Consider the following 20,666-nt stretch of genomic DNA (forward strand, 5'->3'; position numbering starts at 1 on the left):
ATCGTCCTCTCGCATTAGCAAATACTGTCGCCCACCCGGATTACCCGCAGGCAGTTGGTGCCGCCCTGCGCGCTGGCGTGATCGCCGCGGGTGATCAACACGTGATCGCCCTCCACCACCACGCCACGGCGCACCAGCTCGTCGACGGCGCGGCTGTTGACCTCAGCCAAGGGCACGGCATCACTGTCGAAGGGGATGGTCTGCACGCCGCGAAACAGTGCGACGCGATTCTGCGTGCGCGCGTTGCGCGAGAAGGCGTAGATCGGCAGGTGCGAGCGGATCCGCGACATCAACCGCGGCGTGTCGCCGCTCTCGGTCATGCAGATGATCGCCTTGACGCCATGCAGGTGATTGGCCGCATACATGGCCGACATGGCAACCGACTCATCGATCCGGTGGAACACCTCATCCATGCGGTGCTTGGAGCGATGCGCCAGGGGATGCTTTTCCGCGCCGATGATCACCCGACGCATGGCCTGCACGGTTTCGATCGGATAAGCGCCAGCCGCGGTTTCGGCCGAGAGCATCACCGCATCGGTGCCATCGAGTACCGCATTGGCCACGTCGAACACTTCGGCGCGGGTCGGCATCGACTGCGTGATCATCGATTCCATCATCTGCGTCGCGGTGATTACCACGCGATTGAGGGTGCGCGCGCGATCAATAATCAACTTCTGCACCGCGACCAGCTCGGCGTCGCCGATCTCCACCCCCAGATCGCCGCGCGCCACCATCACCCCGTCGGAGGTCTCGATGATGGCATCCAGCACGTCGAGGTCATTCACCGTTTCGGCGCGCTCGATCTTGGCGATCAGCCCGGCCTCGCCGCCTGCCTCATGCAGCAGCCTGCGCGCCAGCTGGATGTCGGCGGCATCACGGGGAAAGGACACCGCCAGGTAATCGACCTGCATGGCAGCGGCGGTCTTGATGTCGATGCAATCCTTCTCTGTCAGCGCGGCAGCGGACAGACCACCGCCTTTGCGATTGATGCCCTTGTTATTGGACAGCGGGCCGCCGACCAGCACCTCGCAATGCAGCTTGCTGCTCTCGACCCGCAGCACCTTGAGTTCGATGCGCCCGTCATCCAGCAGCAGGATGTCGTCCGGGCGGCTGTCGTTGATCAGCGCCTCGTAATCGATGCCAACGGCCTGCGCGTCGCCGGCCTGCTTGTCCAGCGTGGCATCGAGGATGAACCCCTGACCCTTGTCCAGTTGCACCTTGCCTGCGGCGAAGCGGGCGATGCGGATCTTCGGCCCCTGCAGGTCAGCCAGCACCGCGACGAAGCGCCCGTGCTTGCGGGCCATCTCGCGCACCAGATCGGCGCGAGCCATGTGCTCTTGCGCGCTGCCATGGGAAAAATTCAGGCGCACCACATCCACTCCAGCCATGACCAGCCCCTCGATGGCCTCGGGGCTTTCTGTGGCCGGCCCCAGGGTGGCGACAATTTTTGTTCTGCGCTGCATAGCTGAATTCCCTCAATGGCTAGTGTTGCGGATAAGGCAAGCCATGGGCTCGCCGACAAAGCAGGAACGCGACTTTCAATCGCCAGAACCAGAGCTTCCCGACAGCCGCGCACGAGGCACAGCGAATGACTGCCGAGACGAACCGCTGAAGACTGGATTGAATGGCGATAAATGGTTGCTTTGCCAAAACAACATATAAATACCCCGGCAAACCCAATCAATCAAGAGTATTTGTTGTAATAAAACAACATTACGATAAAGGACATAGAAATAACCGCGCACAGCACAGCGTCCGCCGCACAGAACCGCCAACTCAGCAGATTAGAAATGCCGCGGCACTGCCATGCGCAGGCCAGACCAACCGCAGAAAAATGAGCACCCCGACCTCAGCGATCGGCGTGCCTGGGCGACCGTGTCAGGCCAGACGCGCCTGCAGCTGCAGGACGCCCACCTCGCCCGACTGCAGGCTCAGGCTGTCGGCGCCACAGCTGGCCGCCTCGACACACAGGAAGCCCAGCGCCTCATTCCAGCCGACATCGGTCAATGGTCGGCTACCGGGATGCCAGATCACGCTGTTAGCACCACCAGTGGTGTCGATCGACAAGCGTCGCTGCCAGCCCGGATCCTGCAAGTGCAGCAGACCGCCGCGGCGAAAGACGCGGTGACAGCCATCCTCGATACGCAGCTCGCCATGCTGCTGGCAGTCGCTGCGGGTCAACAGGTCATAGCCCTGCGCACCCTCCAGCCCCCGCAACGCCACATCCGACACCTCGCTGACCCGCCAATAGGCGTGCAAGGCATGGCTGAGCTGACAGGGCTGACTGTCCTGATGGCGCGTACTCAGAGTCAAACTCATCCCGGCGCCCAACTCAGCCTCCAGGGTCACTTGCCAGTCGCACAGCTCCAGCTGCCAGCGCAGGGAGATGCCCTGCTCGTGCACCTCGCTGTGCAGCAACTGCCAGTCGCTGAGTCGCGCCCAGCCATGGGAGGGCCAGCCACTCTCACTGGGATGGCGACCGAACCAGGGCCAGCAGATCGGCACACCCCCGCGAATCGGTCCGTGCGGTTGCCAGTGACTGGCGCACCACAGCCAGGGCCGTTCACCGCGCGGCTGGAAATGCAGCAGCTGGCCACCCTGGCGGCTGAACACCGCCTGGCAACGCGGATGCTCGACCAACAGCAACTCGCGCCCCTGATGCGTCACCCAGCACAAGGGCTCCCGCGCAGGCTGCAGAAACAACTCAGCCAGGGGGTGCTCAAGCGCACGCCCTGGCTGGGTTGCCGGTTGCCCCGCGAAGCAATCGGCCAAGCGCCGTGGCTTAGCTAACGGCATTGCCGCGCCTCGTCACGACAGCCGCTCGCGCTTCGCCGTCACCACCAGTATTCGACCTGCGCGCCGAAGTTGGAGCCGTGCCGCGCACTGCCGAAAGCGCCGCTGTCGGACAACGCCGAGCCCGCCGCCATCTGGCTGGCAGCGTTCTGCGCCGCCTGGTTCCAGCTGGCATAGGTGTAATACAGGCGGAACTCGGGACGCGCCCAGAAACCGGGTCCGGCCGGCGACCAGGTCGGCGCCACGGTGAACTTGGTCAGCTTGCGCGTGCCGCCCTCGGCATCGACCTGATCGTGGCCTATTTCGCCGACCAGCTTGAACTGCTCGGTGAAGGCATAGCTGGTACGACCGCCGACCGACAGCCAGTTTTCGTCGTCCCGATTGGCGCGCTTGTCCTTCTGATAGACCACCTGGAACTGACCACCCAGACGCGGGGTGATCTGCCAGTCGAAGAACTCCACCATGCGGTAGCGCTTGGCACTGTCATCCAGCATCACATCCCCGGTCGAGCCCAGCGCGGTGCCGGGCCCCGGACCGTACTGCAGGGCGAAGGTGTTCTTGCCGCCGATGCCGAGGAAATCCTGCTGCTTATGCTGCGCGGTGATCGACCAGCCGCTGTGCGCACCCTCGATATGCCGCGGCTTGTCGATGAAGCTCAGGCCGAATTCCAGCTCGCCATTGGGGTTGGTATCGAAGCCGGCGACGTTGAAGTCGTGACGGTTGATGTATTCCTTCTGGAATACACTGTCCTTGCGCGAGAAGGCATAGCTGTACTTAAGCCCGCCCAGCTCGTAGTCCTCGATGCCCGCGCCGGTAGCGCTCTGGTTCCAGTAGTAGAAGTCGGAAATGTGGATGTCGTTTCGCTTGTAGTAACGCCGCCCCGCCCACAGCGAACCGCCATTGAGGGCCGGCAGCTTGCTCCATTCGGCATACAGCTGCGACATCCGTGAGAAGCCGTGCTCGCCGGTGAACTCCGGGGTGTGGCCGTACTCGTTGAACAGTTGCGCCATGCCCTCGACACTGACCACCGAGCCATCGTCCAGGGTCAACAGATCCTGACGCAGATCCAGCTCGGCATATTGCTCACACTCATTACCCAGGCGGAACTTCGATTGCGCCCCCGGCAACTGAAAACACGACTGCCGCTTACCATCGGAAGTGCCGGCGCCACTGCGCAGGTAACCGGTGAACTCCAAGGCATGCGCCGCCGCGGGTAACGCTAAATAACCCACGGCCAATGCCAGACTCAAGCTCGTTGCTGCTCGCATATCCACTCCTCTTGTTTTTATTGTTTTACCGCTCACCGCACTGGCTCATGGCAGCGCATCAGGCAGGCGCAGCCATGAGCCATCGATACTGGTCGAGGCCCGCTCAGCGCCCCTTGAGTTGCGCCACCTTGCGCGCTGGCTCGGTCGCCTGGACTTGGCTCTGAGCCTGCCCCAGCACACCCAGGCGCTCGCCGCTCTGCGCATCGAACAGCAGCACCTTGGCCGGGTCGAACTGCAGCTCCAGGGTCTCACCCACCCGCGGCGCCGCATCCGGCGCCATACGGCAGCAGACCTTGGTCTGGTTCAGCGTGACGAACACCAGGGTGTCCGGACCGGTCGGCTCGATGACGTCCACCTCGGCGCGAATCGACGACTGGCCATTGGCATCGGCCTGCGCCAGGAGAATCTGCTCCGGGCGAATCCCGAGAATCACCTCGCGCCCTTCCAGATCGCCCTGCAGCGCATCCAGCGGCAGCTCGCAACGCGCCTGACCCGAAGCGCCGGCCGCACTTTCCAGCACGGCGAGCAACTGACCGGCGCGACGCTGCAGGCGCAGGGGAATGAAATTCATTGGCGGCGAACCGATGAAGCTGGCGACGAACAGGTTGGCCGGGTCGTTGTAGATCTCACGCGGGCTGCCGAACTGCTGGATGATGCCGTCCTTCATCACCGCCACCTTGTCGCCGAGGGTCATGGCCTCGATCTGGTCGTGGGTGACGTACACCGTGGTGGTCTTCAGGCGCTGGTGCATCAGCTTGATCTCGGTGCGCATCTCCACCCGCAACTTGGCGTCGAGGTTGGACAGCGGCTCGTCGAATAGGTAGATCTTCGGCCGCCGCGCCAGCGCCCGGCCCATGGCCACGCGCTGCTGCTGACCGCCAGAGAGCTGGCCAGGCTTGCGCTCGAGCAGATGCTCGATCTGCAGCAGCTTGGCGACCCGCGCCACCTCCTCCTCGATCGCCGCTGGCGCCAGCTTGCGCATCTTCAGACCGAAGGCGATGTTGCCGCGCACCGTCATGGTCGGGTACAGCGCGTAGGACTGAAAGACCATGGCGATGTCACGATCCTTGGGACTCATGCCGCTGATGTCGGCGTCATCCACCAGGATCGCGCCACCACTGATGTCTTCCAGGCCGGCGATGCAGTTCATCAGGGTCGACTTGCCGCAACCGGACGGTCCGACCAGGATCAGGAACTCGCCGGAATCGATCTGGATTTCGATGTTTTTCAGGGTGTCCGGCAGGCCGCTGCCGTAGGACTTGTTGACGTTGCGCAGTTCCAGCGTTGCCATTTTTCTTTCCTCAACCTTTGACGGCGCCGGCTGTCAGCCCACGCAGGAAGTACTTGCCAGCCAGGATGTAGACGACCAGCGTGGGCAGCCCGGCGATCATCGCCGCGGCCATGTCGACGTTGTATTCCTTGGCCCCAGTGCTGGTGTTGACCAGGTTGTTCAGGGCCACGGTGATCGGCTGGGTATCGCCGCTGGCGAACACCACGCCGAACAGGAAGTCGTTCCAGATCTGGGTGAACTGCCAGATCAGGCAGACCATGATGATCGGCACCGACATCGGCAGCATGATTCGCCCGAAGATGGTGAAGAAGCCTGCGCCATCCAGCCGTGCCGCCCGCACCAGGGCATCCGGAATGCTCACGTAGTAGTTACGGAAGAACAGCGTGGTGAAGGCCAGGCCGTAAACCACATGGATCAGCACCAGGCCGCTGGTGGTGTTGGCCAGACCTAGCTGGCCGAGAGTGAACGAAGCCGGCAACAGCACCACCTGGAACGGCAGGAAGCAGCCGAACAGCAGCAGGCCGAAGAACAGCTGCGAGCCGCGAAAGCGCCACATGGCCAGCACATAGCCGTTCAAGGCGCCGAGCAGGGTGGAGATGGTCACCGCCGGAATGGTGATCTTCACCGAGTTCCAGAAGAAGCCACCGACACTGTCCCAGGCCTTCGACCAACCGATACCGGTGAACAGTTCAGGCCAGGACAGCAGGTTGCCAGTGAGCACATCTTCCGGAGTCTTGAAGCTGGTCAGCAGCATCACGATCAGCGGAATCAGATAGACCGCACAGGCCGTCAACAGGGTTGCGTAGATCGCCAGGCGGCTGAGGCTGAAGGGGGATTTTGCAGACAGGCTAGTCATGGCGCTTGGCCCTCAGTTCGGAGTACAGGTACGGCACCAGGATCGCCAGCACGGCGCCGAGCATCAGGATCGCGCTGGCGGCGCCGAGGCCCATCTGGCCGCGGGTGAAGGTGTGGGCATACATGAACATCGCTGGCAGGTCGGAGGAGTAACCGGGGCCGCCTGCGGTCATCGAGGCGACCAGGTCGAAACTCTTGATCGCGATGTGCGCGAGGATCATCAGCGCACTGAAGAACACCGGCCCGAGGCTCGGCAGGACGATGCGCAGGTAGATATTCGGCAGGCTGGCGCCATCCACCTGGGCGGCGCGAATGATCGACTGATCGACACTGCGCAGGCCGGCGAGAAACAGCGCCATGACGAAGCCCGAGGCCTGCCACACCGCGGCGATCACCAGGCAGTAGACGACGTACTGCGGATCGACCAGCCAGTCGAAACGAAAGCCCTCCCAGCCCCAGTCGCGCAGCAGCTTGTCCAGGCCCAGGCCGGGATTGAGCAGCCATTTCCAGGCGGTGCCGGTGACGATCATCGACAAGGCCATGGGGTAGAGAAAGATGGTGCGGATAACGCCTTCGCGGCGGATGCGCTGATCCAGCAGCACCGCCAGCAGCACACCGACCACCAGGCTGATGGTGATGAACAGGCCACCGAAGACCATCAGGTTCTTGCTCGCCACCCACCAGCGGTCGTTGTCCAGCAGACGCTGGTATTGCTGCAGGCCCACCCACTTGTAGCTGGGCATGAAGCGCGAGTTGGTGAACGACAGCAGGAAGGTCCAGAGGATGTAGCCGTAGAAGCCGACCAGCACGATCAGCATGCTCGGCGCCAACACCAGCTTGGGCAGCCAGCGTTGCAATGCATCCAGTGGCGAGGCCTTGGTAACAACTGCGATTGAGCTCATGAGTAACTCCGTTTCTTGAAACGCCACTCGTAGGAACCAGGGAGACGCCAAGTTCGTGCTGGCGATCCGTTTGCCGCCCCGGAATGACCGCCAGCACGCTGGCTCCTACAGAAATCCGGAACGGCCGATCCCGTGGCGCGTGCCTGAGGGCATGCGCCTGGGATCAGAGGCTTAAAGTTGGTGGGCCGCACCCACCCTATGACAGCCGCCGGCGGACCGGCGACCCTGGGGTGTTACTGCACCGCCTGAATGGCCGCAGCCAGTTGCTGCGCGGCGCGTTTCGGGTCGGCTTGCGGGTCGTTGAAGAAGTTGGTCACCACATCGAACACCGCGCCCTGCACATAGCTGGAAGCGGCCATGCCGTGGGCCATGCTCGGCTGCAGACCACCATTGCCGGCGGCTTCCTTGAAGTCGGCCATGGACTTCTGCGCACAGGCGTCGAAGCTGCTCATGTCCTGATCCAGGCGTACCGGAATGGAACCCTTGTTCTGATTGAAGAACTGCTGGAACTCAGGCTCGAGCACGGTGCGCGCCAGGTCTTCCTGGGCCTTGCGGTTTTCCGCATCGCCCAGCTTGAACATGGCCAGCGAATCGATATTGAAGGCGAAGCTGCCCTGGGTACCGGGGAATGCCAGGCACTGATAATCCTTGCCGGCGACCTTGCCAGCCGCAGTCCACTCGCTCTTGGCCCAGTCGCCCATCAACTGCATGCCGGCCTTGCCATTGATCACCAGGCCGGTGGCGATGTTCCAGTCGCGCCCGGCGGCGTCGGCATCCACGTAACCGCGCAGCTTATTCAGCGCAGCGAACACCTCGACCATCTGGTCGCCGGTCAGCGTCGCTTCGTCCAGATCGACGAAGGCTTTGCGGAAGGCATCGGCGCCGAGGATGCTCAACGCCAGGTCCTCGAACACGGTGCCGTCTTGCCAAGGCTGGCCACCGTGGGCCAGAGGGATAAAGCCAGCAGCTTTAAGCTTATCGGCGGCGGCGAAGAACTCATCGAGGGTGGTCGGTGGCGTGGCGCCGGCCTTGGCGAAGACCTCTGGGTTGATCCACAGCCAGTTGACCCGGTGCACGTTGACCGGCACCGCCACATAGTGACCCTCATACGTCATGATTTCGGCCACCTGCTTGGGCAGCAGGGTGTCCCACTGATTCTGCTCGGCCACCGAATCCAGGTTGGCGAGCAAACCCAGCGCGCCCCACTCCTGAATATCCGGCCCCTTGATCTGTGCGGCAGCCGGCGGGTTGCCGGACACGGCGCGGGTCTTCAGCACAGTCATGGCTGCCTCGCCACCACCGCCTGCCACGGCGAAGTCTTTCCAGGTATGGCCTTTGTCTTCGACCAGTTTCTGCAGGGTGTCGGCGGCGCGCTTCTCACCACCGGAGGTCCACCAGTGCAGCACTTCGACCTCACCGGCGAGGGCCGCCAGCGGCATCAGGGAGACAAGAGAAACGGCAGTGGCCAGGCGAGTCATAGCATTCATTAGACGGGTACCTTCTTGTTGTTATACGTGAGCAAGTCTGGTGCTTGCGCTGCATCGAATTCTAACCACGGCCAGTCACGCGGCGGGTAACGAAGGGATGCATAAAGGTCACAGGCTGGTTACATAACGCTCTGCTCATCCGTATAGCGGTAGCCCGGATGCAATCCGGGAGATTTCCCGGCCGCCAACAGAAAACCCCGGATTGCATCCGGGCTACGGACTGGCGGATTACTTCAGCAGGAAATAACAGAAGGGGAAATCCAGAGCGAGCGAGGCCGGGCATGACTGAGGACTGCAGCCGCCCTACAGTTCCTGCCCCGAGTCGATATAACGCGGCAGCCACAGGGTGACCCGCAAACCACCCTCGCGCAGGTTACGCAGACTCACCTCGCCGCCATGGCTGTGGGCGATATTGCGTGCGATGCCCAAGCCCAGGCCGTAGCCCTGCTGCTGCCCGGCCAGCCGTACATGCGGCTCGAACACCTGCTCCAGGCGTTGCTCGGGCACTCCAGGCCCCTCGTCATCCACGTGCAGGATAAAGGCGCGCTCATCGTCCTCGATATGCAGATGGGCCTTCTGCCCATATTTCAGGGCGTTGTCGACCAGGTTGCCGATGCAGCGCTTGAGTGCCAGCGACTTGCCCGGATAGGCGGCGAGTGCCTGACCGTCGAGCGTCACCCGACCATTGCCGGCAGGCGCCAGGTAGGGCTCGACCACGCCGTGGAGCAACAGGTTGAGATCGACCGGCTCGATATTCTCGTGAATATCGGTGTCCTTGACGCACTGCAAGGCGCCTTTGACCAGCAATTCGAGCTCATCCAGGTCGCGACTGAACTTGGCCTGCACCACTTCGTCTTCGAGCAACTCGACACGCAGGCGCAAGCGAGTGATCGGCGTGCGCAGATCATGGGAAATGGCACTGAACAACTGACTGCGCTCATTCAAATATCGACTGATGCGCTCGCGCATGCTGTTGAAGGCGCGACTGACCTCGACCACTTCGCTGCCGCCCGCCTCCGCCAGCGGTTCGACCTCGCTGCCCAACGACATTTCCCGCGCCGCCACCGCCAGACGCTTGAGAGGCCGGCTCTGCCAATGCACCAGGATGCCGATGAACAGCAGCAGAAAACTGCTGGTGAGAATGATGAACCACAGCTGTTGGGCCGGCAGCCCCTGCTGCTCCAGGCCGACATAGGGTTCGGGCATCAGGGAGGCGAGGTACAGCCATTCGTTCGGCGCGATCTGGATCTGAGTGACCAGCACCGGCGGGTTGAGCGGCTCCAGGCTCAGGGCGTAATGGGCCCAGGAACGGGGCAACTCATCGAGTTTCAAGGCGCTATTGAAGATGCGCAGATCATCCGGGCTGACGAACTGCACGGAGAGATCCAGCTTGCCGCCCAGCCGTTCTCGCAGGGTCGCATCGACCGCATTCAGCACCGCGCGCTTGCGCGGCGTTTCCGGCAACACCTGCATGCTCAGGGGCTTGTCGTTGAGCGAGACGAAAAAGCGCGTGCCCCCCATGTTGCGCAACTGGTCGAGTACCAGCGGCCGATAACCGAGGGGCAACGAGCGGAAATAGCTGACACTGGCGGCCATCGACTGGCCCAGGCTGCGAGCGCTGATCAGCAGCCCCTCCATCTGGCTGGCGCGCAACTGCGACACCCAGATCACGCTGGACAAGGCCTGCGCCAGCAGCACCACCAGCAACGTCAGCAGCAGCATGCGCCCGAGCAGCGAGCGCGGCACTGGCAGCAGTCGGCGCCAGCTAAACATGCCCATGCCGCCCCTGTAGGAGCCAGCTTGCTGGCGATCCATCGCAAGGAAAAGCATCGCCAGCAAGCTGGCTCACACCCAGAGCTGCAGTGCTAACCATGGCTGTACGGCACGACATTGGCCGCCAGCAGATAACCGCTACCGCGCACCGTACGGATCAAGCGCGGCGGTTTGTCGGTGTCGCGCAGGCGCTGGCGCAGCCGGCTGACCGCCATGTCGACGATGCGCTCCAGCGGCATGACCTCACGGCCGCGGGTGGCATTGCCGATGGTGTCGCGATCGAGGATCTGCTGCGGATGATCGAGAAACAGCTTGAGCAGGATGAAGTCGGCACCAGACAGGATCACCTCCTCTCCATCCAGGTGGAACAGCCGGTGGCTGACCATATCCAGGCGCCACTCATCGAAGGCCACTACCTCACTGCCGCGCTCCTGGCTGAACTGCGCGCGGCGCAGCAAGGCCTTGATCCGCGCCAGCAACTCGCGCGGACTGAAGGGCTTGCCCAGGTAGTCGTCGGCGCCCAGTTCCAGGCCGATCACCCGGTCGGTCTCGTCGGAGCTGGCGGTGAGCATGATGATCGGCACCTGGGCCAGACGCTGATGCTCGCGCACCCAGCGACACAGGCTGAAGCCATCCTCGTCGGGCAGCATCACATCGAGAATCACCAGGTCGGCCGGTTCGGTGCACATGCCCTGGCGAAACCCCGCACCGTCGCCGACGGTGCGCACCTGAAAGCCGGCGCGACTGAGGTAAGTGTGTAGCAGTTCGCGGATCTCCTGATCGTCATCGACCAGCAGAATCGATTTTCCGGGCTGGCTCATGATCCGCCGTCCTTATTGTTATGTGTTCACGCCTGTCGCGTGTCTTACCACAGCCTATCGCCGCCAAGGCCGCTCCTACAGGTAGGCACACGCCTTGTGGGAGCGGCCTCAGTCGCGAAATATCCGCGACATCATCGCACCTCGCTCAGCGCGACCCAAGCGCCTGCTGCAGCGCCACGCCCGCGCCCATCAAGCCCGGATATTCGGCGGTCACCAGCCACACCGGAATACCCTCGAAATACGCACTCATCACGCCCTTGTCGCGAAAACTGCGGGCAAAACCGCTGGCCAGGAACAGTTCGGCAAAGCGCGGCACCACACCGCCGACGATGTACACCCCACCACGCCCACCCAGGCTCAGCACATTGTTACCGGCGGCGCGACCCAGCCAGCAGCAGAACTGCTCCAGCACACCCAGCGCAACCTCATCGCCGTTCAGCGCCGCCGCCGTGACCTCGGCGGGCGAGCTCAGCCGCGCTTCATGCCCATCCAGCGCGCATATCGCCCGATAGAGCAGCAGCAGACCGTTACCACTGAGCACGTCCTCGGCGCGCACATGACCGAGCATAAGGTACAACTGCTGCCACAGTTCGGCCTCACGCGGGCTGCCTATCGGCAGGTCGACATGCCCACCCTCGCCCGGCAAGGCCAACCAGCTGCCGTCATCCAGCGCCAGCAAGGTACCGACACCCAGGCCGGTGCCGGGGCCGATCACCACACAGGGCCGATTGGCCTCAGGCTCGCCCGGACAGACCAGCACGCGTTCATCCTCACGCAGACGGGTCATGCCCAGGGCCATGGCGGAAAAATCATTGATCAGCAGCAGTTCGCGAACCTGCAGTTCGCGGCAGAACCCCGCGCGACTGAGGCGCCAGTGGTTATTGGTAAAGCGGAACTCATCCCCACTGACCGGTCCGGCGCAGGCCAGGCACACTGAATCCACCGCGCCGAGCGGCAACCCCAGCTCGGCCAGATAGGCGCGAATCGCCGCCTCCGGCCCCGGATAGTCGGCGGTGGCCAGGACCCGCACCGACTCCAGCTGCTCGTCACGCCACAGGGCGAAGCGCGCATTGGTGCCGCCGATATCACCGACCAGTGCCAGTTTCACTTCAGCGACTCCAGGCTGCCGGTAAAGGCACTGGCGCCCTGCTCGGCAGAGCTGAAGGCCAGGCGCATGAAGGAAAACAGCTCACGACCGCAGCCCACTGCATTGTTCAGGGTGTCGACCGCCGGCTCACGCGCCGCCAGCTCGGCATCCTCGACCAGCACCCGCAGCTCGCCGGTCTGGCCGTCGACCCGGATCACGTCGCCATCGCGCACCCGCGCCAGCGGGCCGCCGTCGAAGGCTTCGGGGCAGACATGGATGGCCGCCGGGATCTTGCCCGAGGCACCGGACATGCGCCCATCGGTGACCAGCGCCACCTTGAAGCCGCGATCCTGCAGTACGCCGAGGAACGGGGTCATCTTGTGCAGCTCCGGCATGCCGTTGCTGCGCGGGCCCTGGAAGCGCATTACCGCAACGAAGTCACACTCCAGCTCACCAGCCTTGAAGGCGTCAGCCAACTCCTGCTGATCCTCGAACACCCGCGCCGGCGCCTCGACCACCTGATGTTCGAGCGCCACCGCCGAGACCTTCATCACCCCGCGCCCGAGATTGCCCTGCATCAGGCGTAAGCCACCCTCAGGGGAATAGGGGCGCGCCACCGGGCGCAACACGCTTTCGTCATGACTCTTGGTCGGCCCGTCGCGCCACACCAACTTGCCCTCTTCGAGGAAAGGCTCGCGGGTGTAACGGCTCAGACCATGGCCGGCCACGGTGTTGACGTCCTCGTGCAACAGCCCGGCCTTGAGCAGCTCGCGGATCAACAACGACATACCGCCTGCAGCCTGGAAATGGTTGATGTCGGCGCTGCCGTTGGGATAGACGTGGGCCAGGGTCGGCACCACCTCGGAGAGGTCGGCCATGTCCTGCCAGGTCAGCTGAATCCCCGCCGCCTGAGCGATGGCAGGCATGTGCAAGGTGTGATTGGTCGAGCCGCCGGTCGCACTCAAGGCGACGACGGCGTTGACCAGGCAACGCTCGTCAACGATCAACCCAAGCGGCATGAACTGGCCACTCTGCTTGGTCAACCGGGTGACCTGCTGCGCCGCTTCGCGGGTCAGGGCGTCGCGCAATGGCGTGTTGGGGTTGATGAATGAGGCGCCGGGCAAGTGCAGGCCCATTACCTCCATCAACAACTGGTTGGTGTTGGCCGTGCCATAGAAGGTGCAAGTGCCGGGGCTGTGGTAGGCACTCATCTCTGCCTCGAGCAGCTCGTCGCGGGTCGCCTTGCCTTCGGCATAGCGCTGGCGTACGTCGGCCTTCTCCTTGTTCGACAGCCCGGACGGCATCGGCCCAGCTGGCACGAACAGCGTCGGCAAGTGACCGAAGCGCAAGGCGCCCATCAACAGACCGGGGACGATCTTGTCGCAGATGCCCAGGAACAGCGCGGCATCGAACATGTTGTGCGACAGCGCCACCGCCGTGGACATGGCAATCACCTCGCGACTGGCGATGCCCAGCTCCATGCCCGGCTCGCCTTGGGTCACGCCATCGCACATGGCCGGCACACCACCGGCAAACTGGCCGACCGAGCCGATCTCACGCAGCGCCTGTTTGATCTGCTCGGGGTAATCCTGATAGGGCTGGTGGGCCGAGAGCATGTCGTTATAAGCAGAAACTATCGCCACATTGGCCGCATTCATCAGCCGCAGCGTTTGCTTGTCTTCGCTGCCACAGCCCGCCACACCGTGGGCGAAATTGGCACATTGCAGCTTGCCGCGCTGCGGGCCGTCGCTGGCGGCTGCGTGAATCATAGTCAGGTAGCGCTCACGCGTAGCGCGGCTACGGGCGATCAGACGGTCGGTTACCTCAAGAACGCGGGGATGCATGTTGTCGACTCCAGGCTAGCGGGCAGCAGCAGTTTGTGCTTTTAACAAAATATTGCCACCAAAAAGGCTTGATTTCTACATTTATGGTAATAATCTTGTAATTCCAACAACAAAACTAGATCGGATCTCACCTATGACTCTGCGAATTGCAATCAACGGCTTCGGCCGGATAGGCCGCAACGTGCTTCGTGCACTCTACACCCTCGACTATCGCCAGCATTTGCAGGTCGTGGCGATCAATGACCTCGGCGATAGCGCGATGAACGCCCACCTCCTCCAGTACGACAGCGTGCACGGCGCCTTCGACGGCACGGTCGAAGCCGACCGCGAAAGCCTGACGGTCAACGGTGACCGCATCGCCGTCAGCGCCATCCGCAACCCCGCCGAACTGCCCTGGAAAGCCCACCAGGTCGATGTGGTCTTCGAATGCACCGGACTGTTCACCGAGCGCGACAAAGCCGCGGCCCACCTGAGCGCCGGCGCGCGCAAGGTGATCATCTCGGCGCCGGCCAAGGGCGCCGACGCCACCGTGGTCTACGGCGTCAACCACTCTATTCTGCGCCAGTCCCACGAGATTATCTCCAACGCCTCCTGCACCACCAACTGCCTGGCCCCGGTGGCCCAGGTGCTGCAGCGCGAACTGGGCATCGAACACGGCCTGATGACCACCATTCACGCCTATACCAACGACCAGAACCTGTCCGACGTCTACCACAGCGACCCCTATCGGGCGCGCTCGGCCACCCAGTCGATGATTCCCACCAAGACCGGCGCCGCCGAGGCGGTCGGCCTGGTGCTGCCAGAGCTGGCCGGCAAGCTCACCGGCATGGCCGTGCGGGTGCCAGTGATCAATGTCTCGCTGGTCGACCTGACCCTGCAGGTGAGCCGCGAGACCAGCGCCGAACAGGTCAACGCCTTACTCAAGGCAGCCAGCCAGACTTCGCCGGTGCTGGGTTACAACACCCTGCCGCTGGTGTCCTGCGACTTCAACCACAACCCGTTGTCGTCGATCTTCGATGCCAATCACACCAAGGTCAGCGGCAAGCTGGTCAAGGTCATGGCCTGGTACGACAACGAATGGGGCTTCTCCAACCGCATGCTTGATAGCTGCCTGGCCCTGTGCAATGCCCCTGAAGCCTGACAGATCAGCCGTAGGCTGGCGTAGAGCGAAGCGATACCCAGCAAACAGGCCGGGGACGTAACCCGAATGTAATCCGTACGACCACCCCCCGCGGATTTCATCCGGGCTACGGAGCCATTTGATCATTCGTAGACGGGCATCGAGCGACGCGATACCCCGCGAACAGACCAGGAAACCCACATGAGCCGTATCAGCTTTACCCGCGCCACCCTGCAGGCGCGCAAGCGCATTGCTCTGGTTGCCCATGATCACTGCAAGGAGTTTCTCCTGGACTGGAGCGAGCGTCAGCGTGACAAGCTGGCCAGGCACCACCTGCTCGCCACCGGCACAACCGGCCTGCTGCTGAGCCGGCGTCTCGAACTGCCGGTGGAAAGCATGATCAGCGGCCCGCTTGGCGGCGACCAGCAAATCGGCGCACGGATCGCCGAGCGCCGGGTCGACATGTTGGTGTTCTTCTGGGACCCCTTTGAGCCGCAACCCCACGATCCGGACATCAAGGCGCTGCTGCGAGTCGCAGCCGTATGGAATATTCCGGTGGCCTGCAACGAAAGCAGCGCCGACTACATGCTCAGCAGCGCCCTATTGGACCAGGCCCACGACTACCGCATTCCCGATTACACCGCCTACCTCGACGGCCGCCGCTAAGGCGCGAGTGCCCTGGGTCTGCCTGGACTATTCGAGCTGGCCAAGCTGGCTACTCAGGTAGTCCAGGAAACAGGTGATCCGCGACGCCAGGGCGGTATTGCGGTAGTACACCGCATGAATCGGTTGACGCACCTCGACCGTGTCGCGCATCAGCAGCTGCACCAGATCACCCCTGGCACGGTCGCCCTGGGTCATGAAGTCGGCCAGGCAAACAATACCGACACCGGCCAATGCCAGGTGGCGCAAGGTTTCCCCACTGGAGGCCGAAAGATCGGCACTGATCGCCCACGAATCGCCCAGCGGATGGCGCAACGGCCACTGATTGAGGCTGGTCGGCTGGGTGAAGCCGAGCAGGCTGTGATGGCTTAGTTCATCGACCGTTCTCGGCGTGCCATGGGCCTTGAGGTAAGCCGGGCTGGCGAGGATACGCAGGCGATTGCTGCCCAGCGGTCGGGCATGCAGGGTCGAGTCGCGTAACGCGCCGATGCGAATGGCCACATCGGTGCGCTGCTCCAGCAAGTCGATAATCTGGTCGCTGCTGTGCAGCTCCAACTGGATATCCGGGTAACGCTCGCGGAAGCCGCTGATCAGTGGCGCCACCACATGCAGCATGAAGGGCGCGGCGGCATTCACCCGCAAGCGGCCGGCGGGCTTTTGCCGGCGCAGCGCCATCTGCTCTTCGGCCTCATCGACGGCATCGACAATCTTGCGTGCCTGAGTGAGAAAGGCCCGGCCTTCTTCGGTCAATTCCAGTCGCCGCGTGGTTCTGCGCAACAGGGTGACCTCCAGCTTCGCCTCGAGCCGACTGAGACTGCGACTGATAGCGGAGGTGGTCTGCGCCAGATGCTCGGCGGCGGCGGTGATTGAGCCGCTGTCCACCACACGGATAAAGGCCAGCAATTCATCTAGGGTCGTTTTCATTATTGAATATTAATCAAATATCTTGTGCCTGAAACCCGGTTTTTCCGCATGAGTCAGCAGTGGAGACTACACGCCTCTCATCCACACAGACCCTTTGTGAACCTGACTAGCGCAGACCAGCGCAGTCGCTTTCACGCGGCCTGACAACCGGAGTTTCCCCCATGCCTCTTGCTCTCCTGGCGCTGACCCTCAGCGCCTTCGCCATCGGCACGACTGAGTTCGTCATCGTTGGCCTGATCCCCACCATCGCCAGCGACCTCGGCGTCAGCCTGCCCTCCGCCGGCCTGCTGGTCAGCCTCTACGCCCTCGGGGTAGCCATTGGCGCGCCCTTACTCACCGCACTGACGGGCAAGCTGCCGCGCAAAATCCTGCTGTTGTCATTGATGGTGCTGTTTACCGCCGGCAACCTGCTGGCCTGGCAGGCGCCCGGCTACGAGTCGCTGATCGCAGCACGCATCGTCACCGGCCTGGCCCACGGGGTGTTTTTCTCCATCGGCTCGACCATCGCCACCAGCCTGGTATCGAAGGAAAAAGCCGCCAGCGCCATCGCCATCATGTTCACCGGCCTGACCGTTGCACTGGTCACCGGCGTGCCGTTGGGCACCTTTATCGGCCAACATTTCGGCTGGCGCGAGACCTTCCTCGCCGTCTCCGTACTGGGCGTGATTGCCTTCATCGGCAGCCTGATCTTCGTGCCGCGCAACATCGCCCACAGCAAGCCGGCCTCTCTGTTGCAGCAACTGGCGGTGCTCAAGCAGCCGCGCCTGCTACTGGTGTATGCGATGACGGCAGTTGGTTACGGCGGCTCGTTCATCGCCTTTACCTTCCTCGCGCCGATCCTGCAGGACATCAGCGGCTTCAGCGCCGGTGCGGTTAGCCTGGTTCTACTGGTCTATGGCGTGTCGGTTGCAGTCGGTAATATCTGGGGTGGCAAGCTGGCCGACCAGCGAGGGCCGATCGGCGCACTGAAGCTCATCTTTGCCCTACTGGCCGCCGTGCTGTTGCTGCTCAGCGTCACCGCCAGCAACACCTGGCTGGCCCTGCTGACCGTGCTGCTGTGGGGCGCCGTGGCTTTCGGCAACGTGCCCGGCCTGCAGGTATACGTGGTGCGTCAGGCCGAACATTACACGCCTCAGGCAGTGGATGTGGCCTCGGGTCTGAACATCGCCGCCTTCAACCTCGGCATCGCCGGTGGCGCCTGGGGCGGTGGCCTGATCGTCGAGCACCTGGGCTTGATCCATACCGCCTGGATCGGCGCGCTGGTGGTACTGGTAGCCCTGGCCCTGACTTACTGGAGCGGCCGACTGGATCGCAACAATCCGGCCATGGCAGTGTCTGCTGAGGGGAGCGCGCCACTGGCTAGCGCTAATTGATCACTTATCAAGCAAGGAGCATTTCAATGAGCCATGTCCCCGCACTCGGTCTCGGCACCTTCCGCCTCAAGGGTCAGCAGGTCATCGATTCGGTTCGCAGCGCCCTCGAGCTCGGCTACCGGCATATCGACACCGCGCAAATCTACGGCAACGAAGCCGAAGTCGGTCAGGCCATCGCCGACAGCGGCGTGCCGCGTGACGAACTGTTCATCACTACCAAGATCTGGACCGAGAACCTGGCGGCCCACAAGCTGATCCCCAGCCTTGGCGACAGCCTCGCCAAGCTGGGCATGCAGCAGGTCGACCTGACTCTGATTCACTGGCCCTCACCTGACGATGCCATCACCGTTGCCGAGTACATGGCCGCCCTGCTCGAAGCCAAAGCCCTGGGCCTGACTCGACACCTCGGCGCCTCTAACTTCACCATCGGTCATTTGCAACAGGCCCTGGAAGTAGTGAGTGCCGACCAGATCGCCACCAACCAAGTGGAAATCCACCCCTACCTGCAGAACCGCAAGCTGGTGCAGTTCACTCGGCAGCAAGGCATTCACCTCACGGCTTATATGCCACTGGCCTACGGCAAGGTAATGGACGACCCGGTGATCCAGCGCATTGCTACCGCCCACCAGGCCAGCGCCGCTCAAGTGACCCTGGCCTGGCTGCTGCAACAGGGCTTTGCAGTGATTCCGTCCTCGACCAAGCGCGCCCACCTGGAGAGTAATCTGGCGGCTCGCGAGCTGCGATTGACGATTGCAGAGATGGCTGCCATCGGCGAACTGGAACGCAACGAACGGTTGGCAAACCCGGACTTCGCCCCGCATTGGGATTGAAAGCCGCCGTCCTAGCCGGCCGCACCCGATAGCGCCACACGCGTTATCGGGCTGCCCCTCAAAAGTCCACCTTGCCCCTACCTGCCTTGATCGTCCCGCGCTTGCTCTTGCCCTCCAGGCGACGCTTCTTCGAGCCCAGGGTCGGTTTGGTCGGGCGCCGGGCTTTTTCAGTCTTGCCGGCATTGCGGATCAGCTCAGCCAACCGCTCCAGGGCGTCGGCGCGGTTCTGCTCCTGGGTGCGGTACTGCTGGGCCTTGATAATCACCACGCCATCGGCGGTGATGCGGCTGTCGCGCAGCGCCAGCAGGCGCTCCTTGTAGAACGGCGGCAAGGACGAAGCTTGACTGTCGAAGCGTAGATGCACCGCACTGGAGACCTTGTTGACGTTCTGCCCACCGGCGCCCTGGGCGCGGATGGCGGTCAGCTCAATTTCAGCGTCCGGCAGATGGACGCTGTTGGAAATCACCAGCATGGCAAAAGTCTTCGGCAAAAACGGATGCTCAGGATAACCCGAGCCACTTGGTAATCCCCCGTTTTAGTACTCACCAAAAGTAGAGGTCAGACCACAGGACAACCCAACAGCCCTGGTACCAGGCTAAAAATCACTCTGGTGAATGAACTCGTCTCGAATCCTTGCGATCCTTCCAGTCTTTTGCATTTCCGTTAAGACCAGTAGCAACCTGGGGGCAATAGCAGCATTCTTGAAGTGCAAATAATGATACAAATCCAGAGTCGCGAGCGGCTCACCAATGGCCCTGACTTGCGTGCCCTTGAGTTCTCTTATTGCATGCATGCCGGTAATTTTCGGAAGCACTGCAATATCAGCCCGTCCGGACTGCACAACATTTATGGCTTGGATGAATGTTGAAACGTACTGGCAATCCACCTTGAACTTAGCCAGGTTCATCTCAATAAACTTCACCCCCCTCACACAAACCAGGCGATACGGTCTCAGACTCAGCCAATCCGTGACGAGCAAATCAGTCCGCTTGGCAAAGGCGAAGCCTTGCAAAGAGTTAATAGCCACTGGTACTCGCAGTAGATTTTTATACGTCTTGGCGACTGCCTTAACCCGAGATAATTCGCCATCCACCTTGCCACTATTGGACGTCATCAACGCCCGTGCGACGGGCATCCCCAGCACTTTGATGTCATATCCGATGTGCGCATACGCCTCAGCTAATACTCGCTCGGAGACTTCCTGGATCATTCCATCCTTACTGGTTGAAAAAACCAATGCCTGAGCGGCACTTGCTGGCTCACAAAGTGCGAGCATGCCTACAAACAGTAGCACTCGCGCAGTCATGCCTTTCGCCATATACGCTTCCAATTACTTACAGACACTGAACAAGGCACCCCGGAAAACGTGGCACAAGTGGGCATGTATTTCATCGAAACATTCGAGCAATGTGTCGGCAGCCCAAGGTTTAACACCTGTTGACCTTAGCCTCCTGCTCACATCTAGGCCAGCCGATAGATCCGGGCATGAGCAAGGAGCGAACATGGTCTGCTACATGCTTACCGACAGGTCCACTGCTCGAATGGAGCTTGACCACAGAAACCGGCAGCCCTACCCGACACCTGAGCACTCAGGACCCGACGCACTTGCCTGGCTTGGATATTGAAATTTCTACT

18 protein-coding genes are annotated in these 20,666 nt (G+C 62.4%); 4 read left to right on the plus strand and 14 right to left on the minus strand.

The genetic code is table 11. The features are described 5' to 3' along the window. Positions 1–14: 14 nt before the first annotated feature. The 11 genes from pyk to edd all read right to left on the minus strand — a co-directional run bounded on the left by pyk (position 15) and on the right by edd (position 14,121). Positions 15–1,463: a pyruvate kinase gene (pyk, locus tag TMS3_RS17120; RefSeq protein ID WP_025166510.1), complete on the minus strand. Its 1,449-nt coding sequence runs from the start codon at positions 1,461–1,463 to the stop codon at positions 15–17. 415 nt (positions 1,464–1,878) lie between these two features. Next, on the minus strand, positions 1,879–2,796 hold the full coding sequence (locus TMS3_RS17125; RefSeq protein WP_025166511.1) for a D-hexose-6-phosphate mutarotase: 918 nt from the start codon (positions 2,794–2,796) through the stop codon (positions 1,879–1,881). A gap of 38 nt (positions 2,797–2,834) precedes the next feature. Continuing rightward, positions 2,835–4,061, minus strand: coding sequence for a maltoporin (locus TMS3_RS17130; protein ID WP_025166512.1), 1,227 nt, complete (start codon positions 4,059–4,061; stop codon positions 2,835–2,837). Positions 4,062–4,164: 103 nt separating this feature from the next. Then, positions 4,165–5,352 carry an ABC transporter ATP-binding protein gene (locus tag TMS3_RS17135; RefSeq protein ID WP_025166513.1) on the minus strand — a complete coding sequence of 396 codons (1,188 nt, stop codon included), beginning with the start codon at positions 5,350–5,352 and terminating at the stop codon, positions 4,165–4,167. Between the two features lie 10 nt (positions 5,353–5,362). Further along, positions 5,363–6,208, minus strand: coding sequence for a carbohydrate ABC transporter permease (locus tag TMS3_RS17140; RefSeq protein ID WP_025166514.1), 846 nt, complete (start codon positions 6,206–6,208; stop codon positions 5,363–5,365). Next, a complete protein-coding gene (locus tag TMS3_RS17145; protein WP_025166515.1) occupies positions 6,201–7,109 on the minus strand; it encodes a carbohydrate ABC transporter permease in 909 nt (302 codons plus the stop codon). Before TMS3_RS17145 ends, TMS3_RS17140 begins: the two co-directional genes overlap by 8 nt. A gap of 233 nt (positions 7,110–7,342) precedes the next feature. Beyond that, the gene (locus tag TMS3_RS17150) at positions 7,343–8,596 is read right to left on the minus strand and encodes an ABC transporter substrate-binding protein (RefSeq protein ID WP_025166516.1); all 1,254 of its coding nucleotides are present in this window, start codon (positions 8,594–8,596) and stop codon (positions 7,343–7,345) included. A gap of 303 nt (positions 8,597–8,899) precedes the next feature. Next, a complete protein-coding gene (locus tag TMS3_RS17155; RefSeq protein ID WP_321163854.1) occupies positions 8,900–10,369 on the minus strand; it encodes an ATP-binding protein in 1,470 nt (489 codons plus the stop codon). Between the two features lie 92 nt (positions 10,370–10,461). Next, the gene (locus TMS3_RS17160; RefSeq protein ID WP_025166518.1) at positions 10,462–11,190 is read right to left on the minus strand and encodes a response regulator; all 729 of its coding nucleotides are present in this window, start codon (positions 11,188–11,190) and stop codon (positions 10,462–10,464) included. Positions 11,191–11,335: 145 nt separating this feature from the next. Next, on the minus strand, positions 11,336–12,298 hold the full coding sequence (locus TMS3_RS17165) for a glucokinase (protein WP_025166519.1): 963 nt from the start codon (positions 12,296–12,298) through the stop codon (positions 11,336–11,338). Then, a complete protein-coding gene (gene edd, locus TMS3_RS17170; protein ID WP_025166520.1) occupies positions 12,295–14,121 on the minus strand; it encodes a phosphogluconate dehydratase in 1,827 nt (608 codons plus the stop codon). The genes TMS3_RS17165 and edd overlap by 4 nt, the downstream gene beginning before the upstream one ends. A 133-nt stretch (positions 14,122–14,254) precedes the next feature. Here edd and gap point away from each other — a divergent pair, with 133 nt between their 5' ends. Further along, positions 14,255–15,262 carry a type I glyceraldehyde-3-phosphate dehydrogenase gene (gene gap, locus TMS3_RS17175; protein WP_025166521.1) on the plus strand — a complete coding sequence of 336 codons (1,008 nt, stop codon included), beginning with the start codon at positions 14,255–14,257 and terminating at the stop codon, positions 15,260–15,262. A gap of 180 nt (positions 15,263–15,442) precedes the next feature. Continuing rightward, entirely contained in the window at positions 15,443–15,907 is a 465-nt protein-coding gene (locus TMS3_RS17180) for a methylglyoxal synthase (RefSeq protein WP_025166522.1), read from the plus strand. Positions 15,908–15,934: 27 nt separating this feature from the next. On the opposite strand, the gene TMS3_RS17185 is transcribed toward TMS3_RS17180, so the two are convergent. Further along, entirely contained in the window at positions 15,935–16,828 is an 894-nt protein-coding gene (locus TMS3_RS17185; RefSeq protein WP_025166523.1) for a LysR substrate-binding domain-containing protein, read from the minus strand. Between the two features lie 161 nt (positions 16,829–16,989). Here TMS3_RS17185 and TMS3_RS17190 point away from each other — a divergent pair, with 161 nt between their 5' ends. Both TMS3_RS17190 and dkgB read left to right on the plus strand, forming a co-directional pair. After that, the gene (locus TMS3_RS17190) at positions 16,990–18,201 is read left to right on the plus strand and encodes an MFS transporter (RefSeq protein ID WP_025166524.1); all 1,212 of its coding nucleotides are present in this window, start codon (positions 16,990–16,992) and stop codon (positions 18,199–18,201) included. A gap of 26 nt (positions 18,202–18,227) precedes the next feature. Beyond that, complete coding sequence (gene dkgB, locus TMS3_RS17195) at positions 18,228–19,031, plus strand: 2,5-didehydrogluconate reductase DkgB (RefSeq protein ID WP_025166525.1); 804 nt, start codon at positions 18,228–18,230, stop codon at positions 19,029–19,031. Between the two features lie 58 nt (positions 19,032–19,089). Here dkgB and arfB read toward each other — a convergent pair whose 3' ends face one another. Further along, the gene (gene arfB, locus TMS3_RS17200) at positions 19,090–19,503 is read right to left on the minus strand and encodes an alternative ribosome rescue aminoacyl-tRNA hydrolase ArfB (RefSeq protein ID WP_025166526.1); all 414 of its coding nucleotides are present in this window, start codon (positions 19,501–19,503) and stop codon (positions 19,090–19,092) included. Positions 19,504–19,626: 123 nt separating this feature from the next. Beyond that, on the minus strand, positions 19,627–20,349 hold the full coding sequence (locus TMS3_RS17205) for a substrate-binding periplasmic protein (protein ID WP_025166527.1): 723 nt from the start codon (positions 20,347–20,349) through the stop codon (positions 19,627–19,629). Between the last annotated feature and the right edge of the window lie 317 nt (positions 20,350–20,666).

This window comes from Pseudomonas taeanensis MS-3 (assembly GCF_000498575.2).
Taxonomy (GTDB): Bacteria; Pseudomonadota; Gammaproteobacteria; order Pseudomonadales; family Pseudomonadaceae; genus Aquipseudomonas; species Aquipseudomonas taeanensis.

Coding starts and splice junctions, on each gene's coding strand:
- pyk (WP_025166510.1), bottom strand. CDS start 1,463: ATGCAGCGCAGAACAAAAATTGTCGCCACCCTGGGGCCGGCCACAGAA.
- TMS3_RS17125 (WP_025166511.1), bottom strand. CDS start 2,796: ATGCCGTTAGCTAAGCCACGGCGCTTGGCCGATTGCTTCGCGGGGCAA.
- TMS3_RS17130 (WP_025166512.1), bottom strand. CDS start 4,061: ATGCGAGCAGCAACGAGCTTGAGTCTGGCATTGGCCGTGGGTTATTTA.
- TMS3_RS17135 (WP_025166513.1), bottom strand. CDS start 5,352: ATGGCAACGCTGGAACTGCGCAACGTCAACAAGTCCTACGGCAGCGGC.
- TMS3_RS17140 (WP_025166514.1), bottom strand. CDS start 6,208: ATGACTAGCCTGTCTGCAAAATCCCCCTTCAGCCTCAGCCGCCTGGCG.
- TMS3_RS17145 (WP_025166515.1), bottom strand. CDS start 7,109: ATGAGCTCAATCGCAGTTGTTACCAAGGCCTCGCCACTGGATGCATTG.
- TMS3_RS17150 (WP_025166516.1), bottom strand. CDS start 8,596: ATGAATGCTATGACTCGCCTGGCCACTGCCGTTTCTCTTGTCTCCCTG.
- TMS3_RS17155 (WP_321163854.1), bottom strand. CDS start 10,369: ATGTTTAGCTGGCGCCGACTGCTGCCAGTGCCGCGCTCGCTGCTCGGG.
- TMS3_RS17160 (WP_025166518.1), bottom strand. CDS start 11,190: ATGAGCCAGCCCGGAAAATCGATTCTGCTGGTCGATGACGATCAGGAG.
- edd (WP_025166520.1), bottom strand. CDS start 14,121: ATGCATCCCCGCGTTCTTGAGGTAACCGACCGTCTGATCGCCCGTAGC.
- gap (WP_025166521.1), top strand. CDS start 14,255: ATGACTCTGCGAATTGCAATCAACGGCTTCGGCCGGATAGGCCGCAAC.
- TMS3_RS17180 (WP_025166522.1), top strand. CDS start 15,443: ATGAGCCGTATCAGCTTTACCCGCGCCACCCTGCAGGCGCGCAAGCGC.
- TMS3_RS17185 (WP_025166523.1), bottom strand. CDS start 16,828: ATGAAAACGACCCTAGATGAATTGCTGGCCTTTATCCGTGTGGTGGAC.
- TMS3_RS17190 (WP_025166524.1), top strand. CDS start 16,990: ATGCCTCTTGCTCTCCTGGCGCTGACCCTCAGCGCCTTCGCCATCGGC.
- dkgB (WP_025166525.1), top strand. CDS start 18,228: ATGAGCCATGTCCCCGCACTCGGTCTCGGCACCTTCCGCCTCAAGGGT.
- arfB (WP_025166526.1), bottom strand. CDS start 19,503: ATGCTGGTGATTTCCAACAGCGTCCATCTGCCGGACGCTGAAATTGAG.
- TMS3_RS17205 (WP_025166527.1), bottom strand. CDS start 20,349: ATGGCGAAAGGCATGACTGCGCGAGTGCTACTGTTTGTAGGCATGCTC.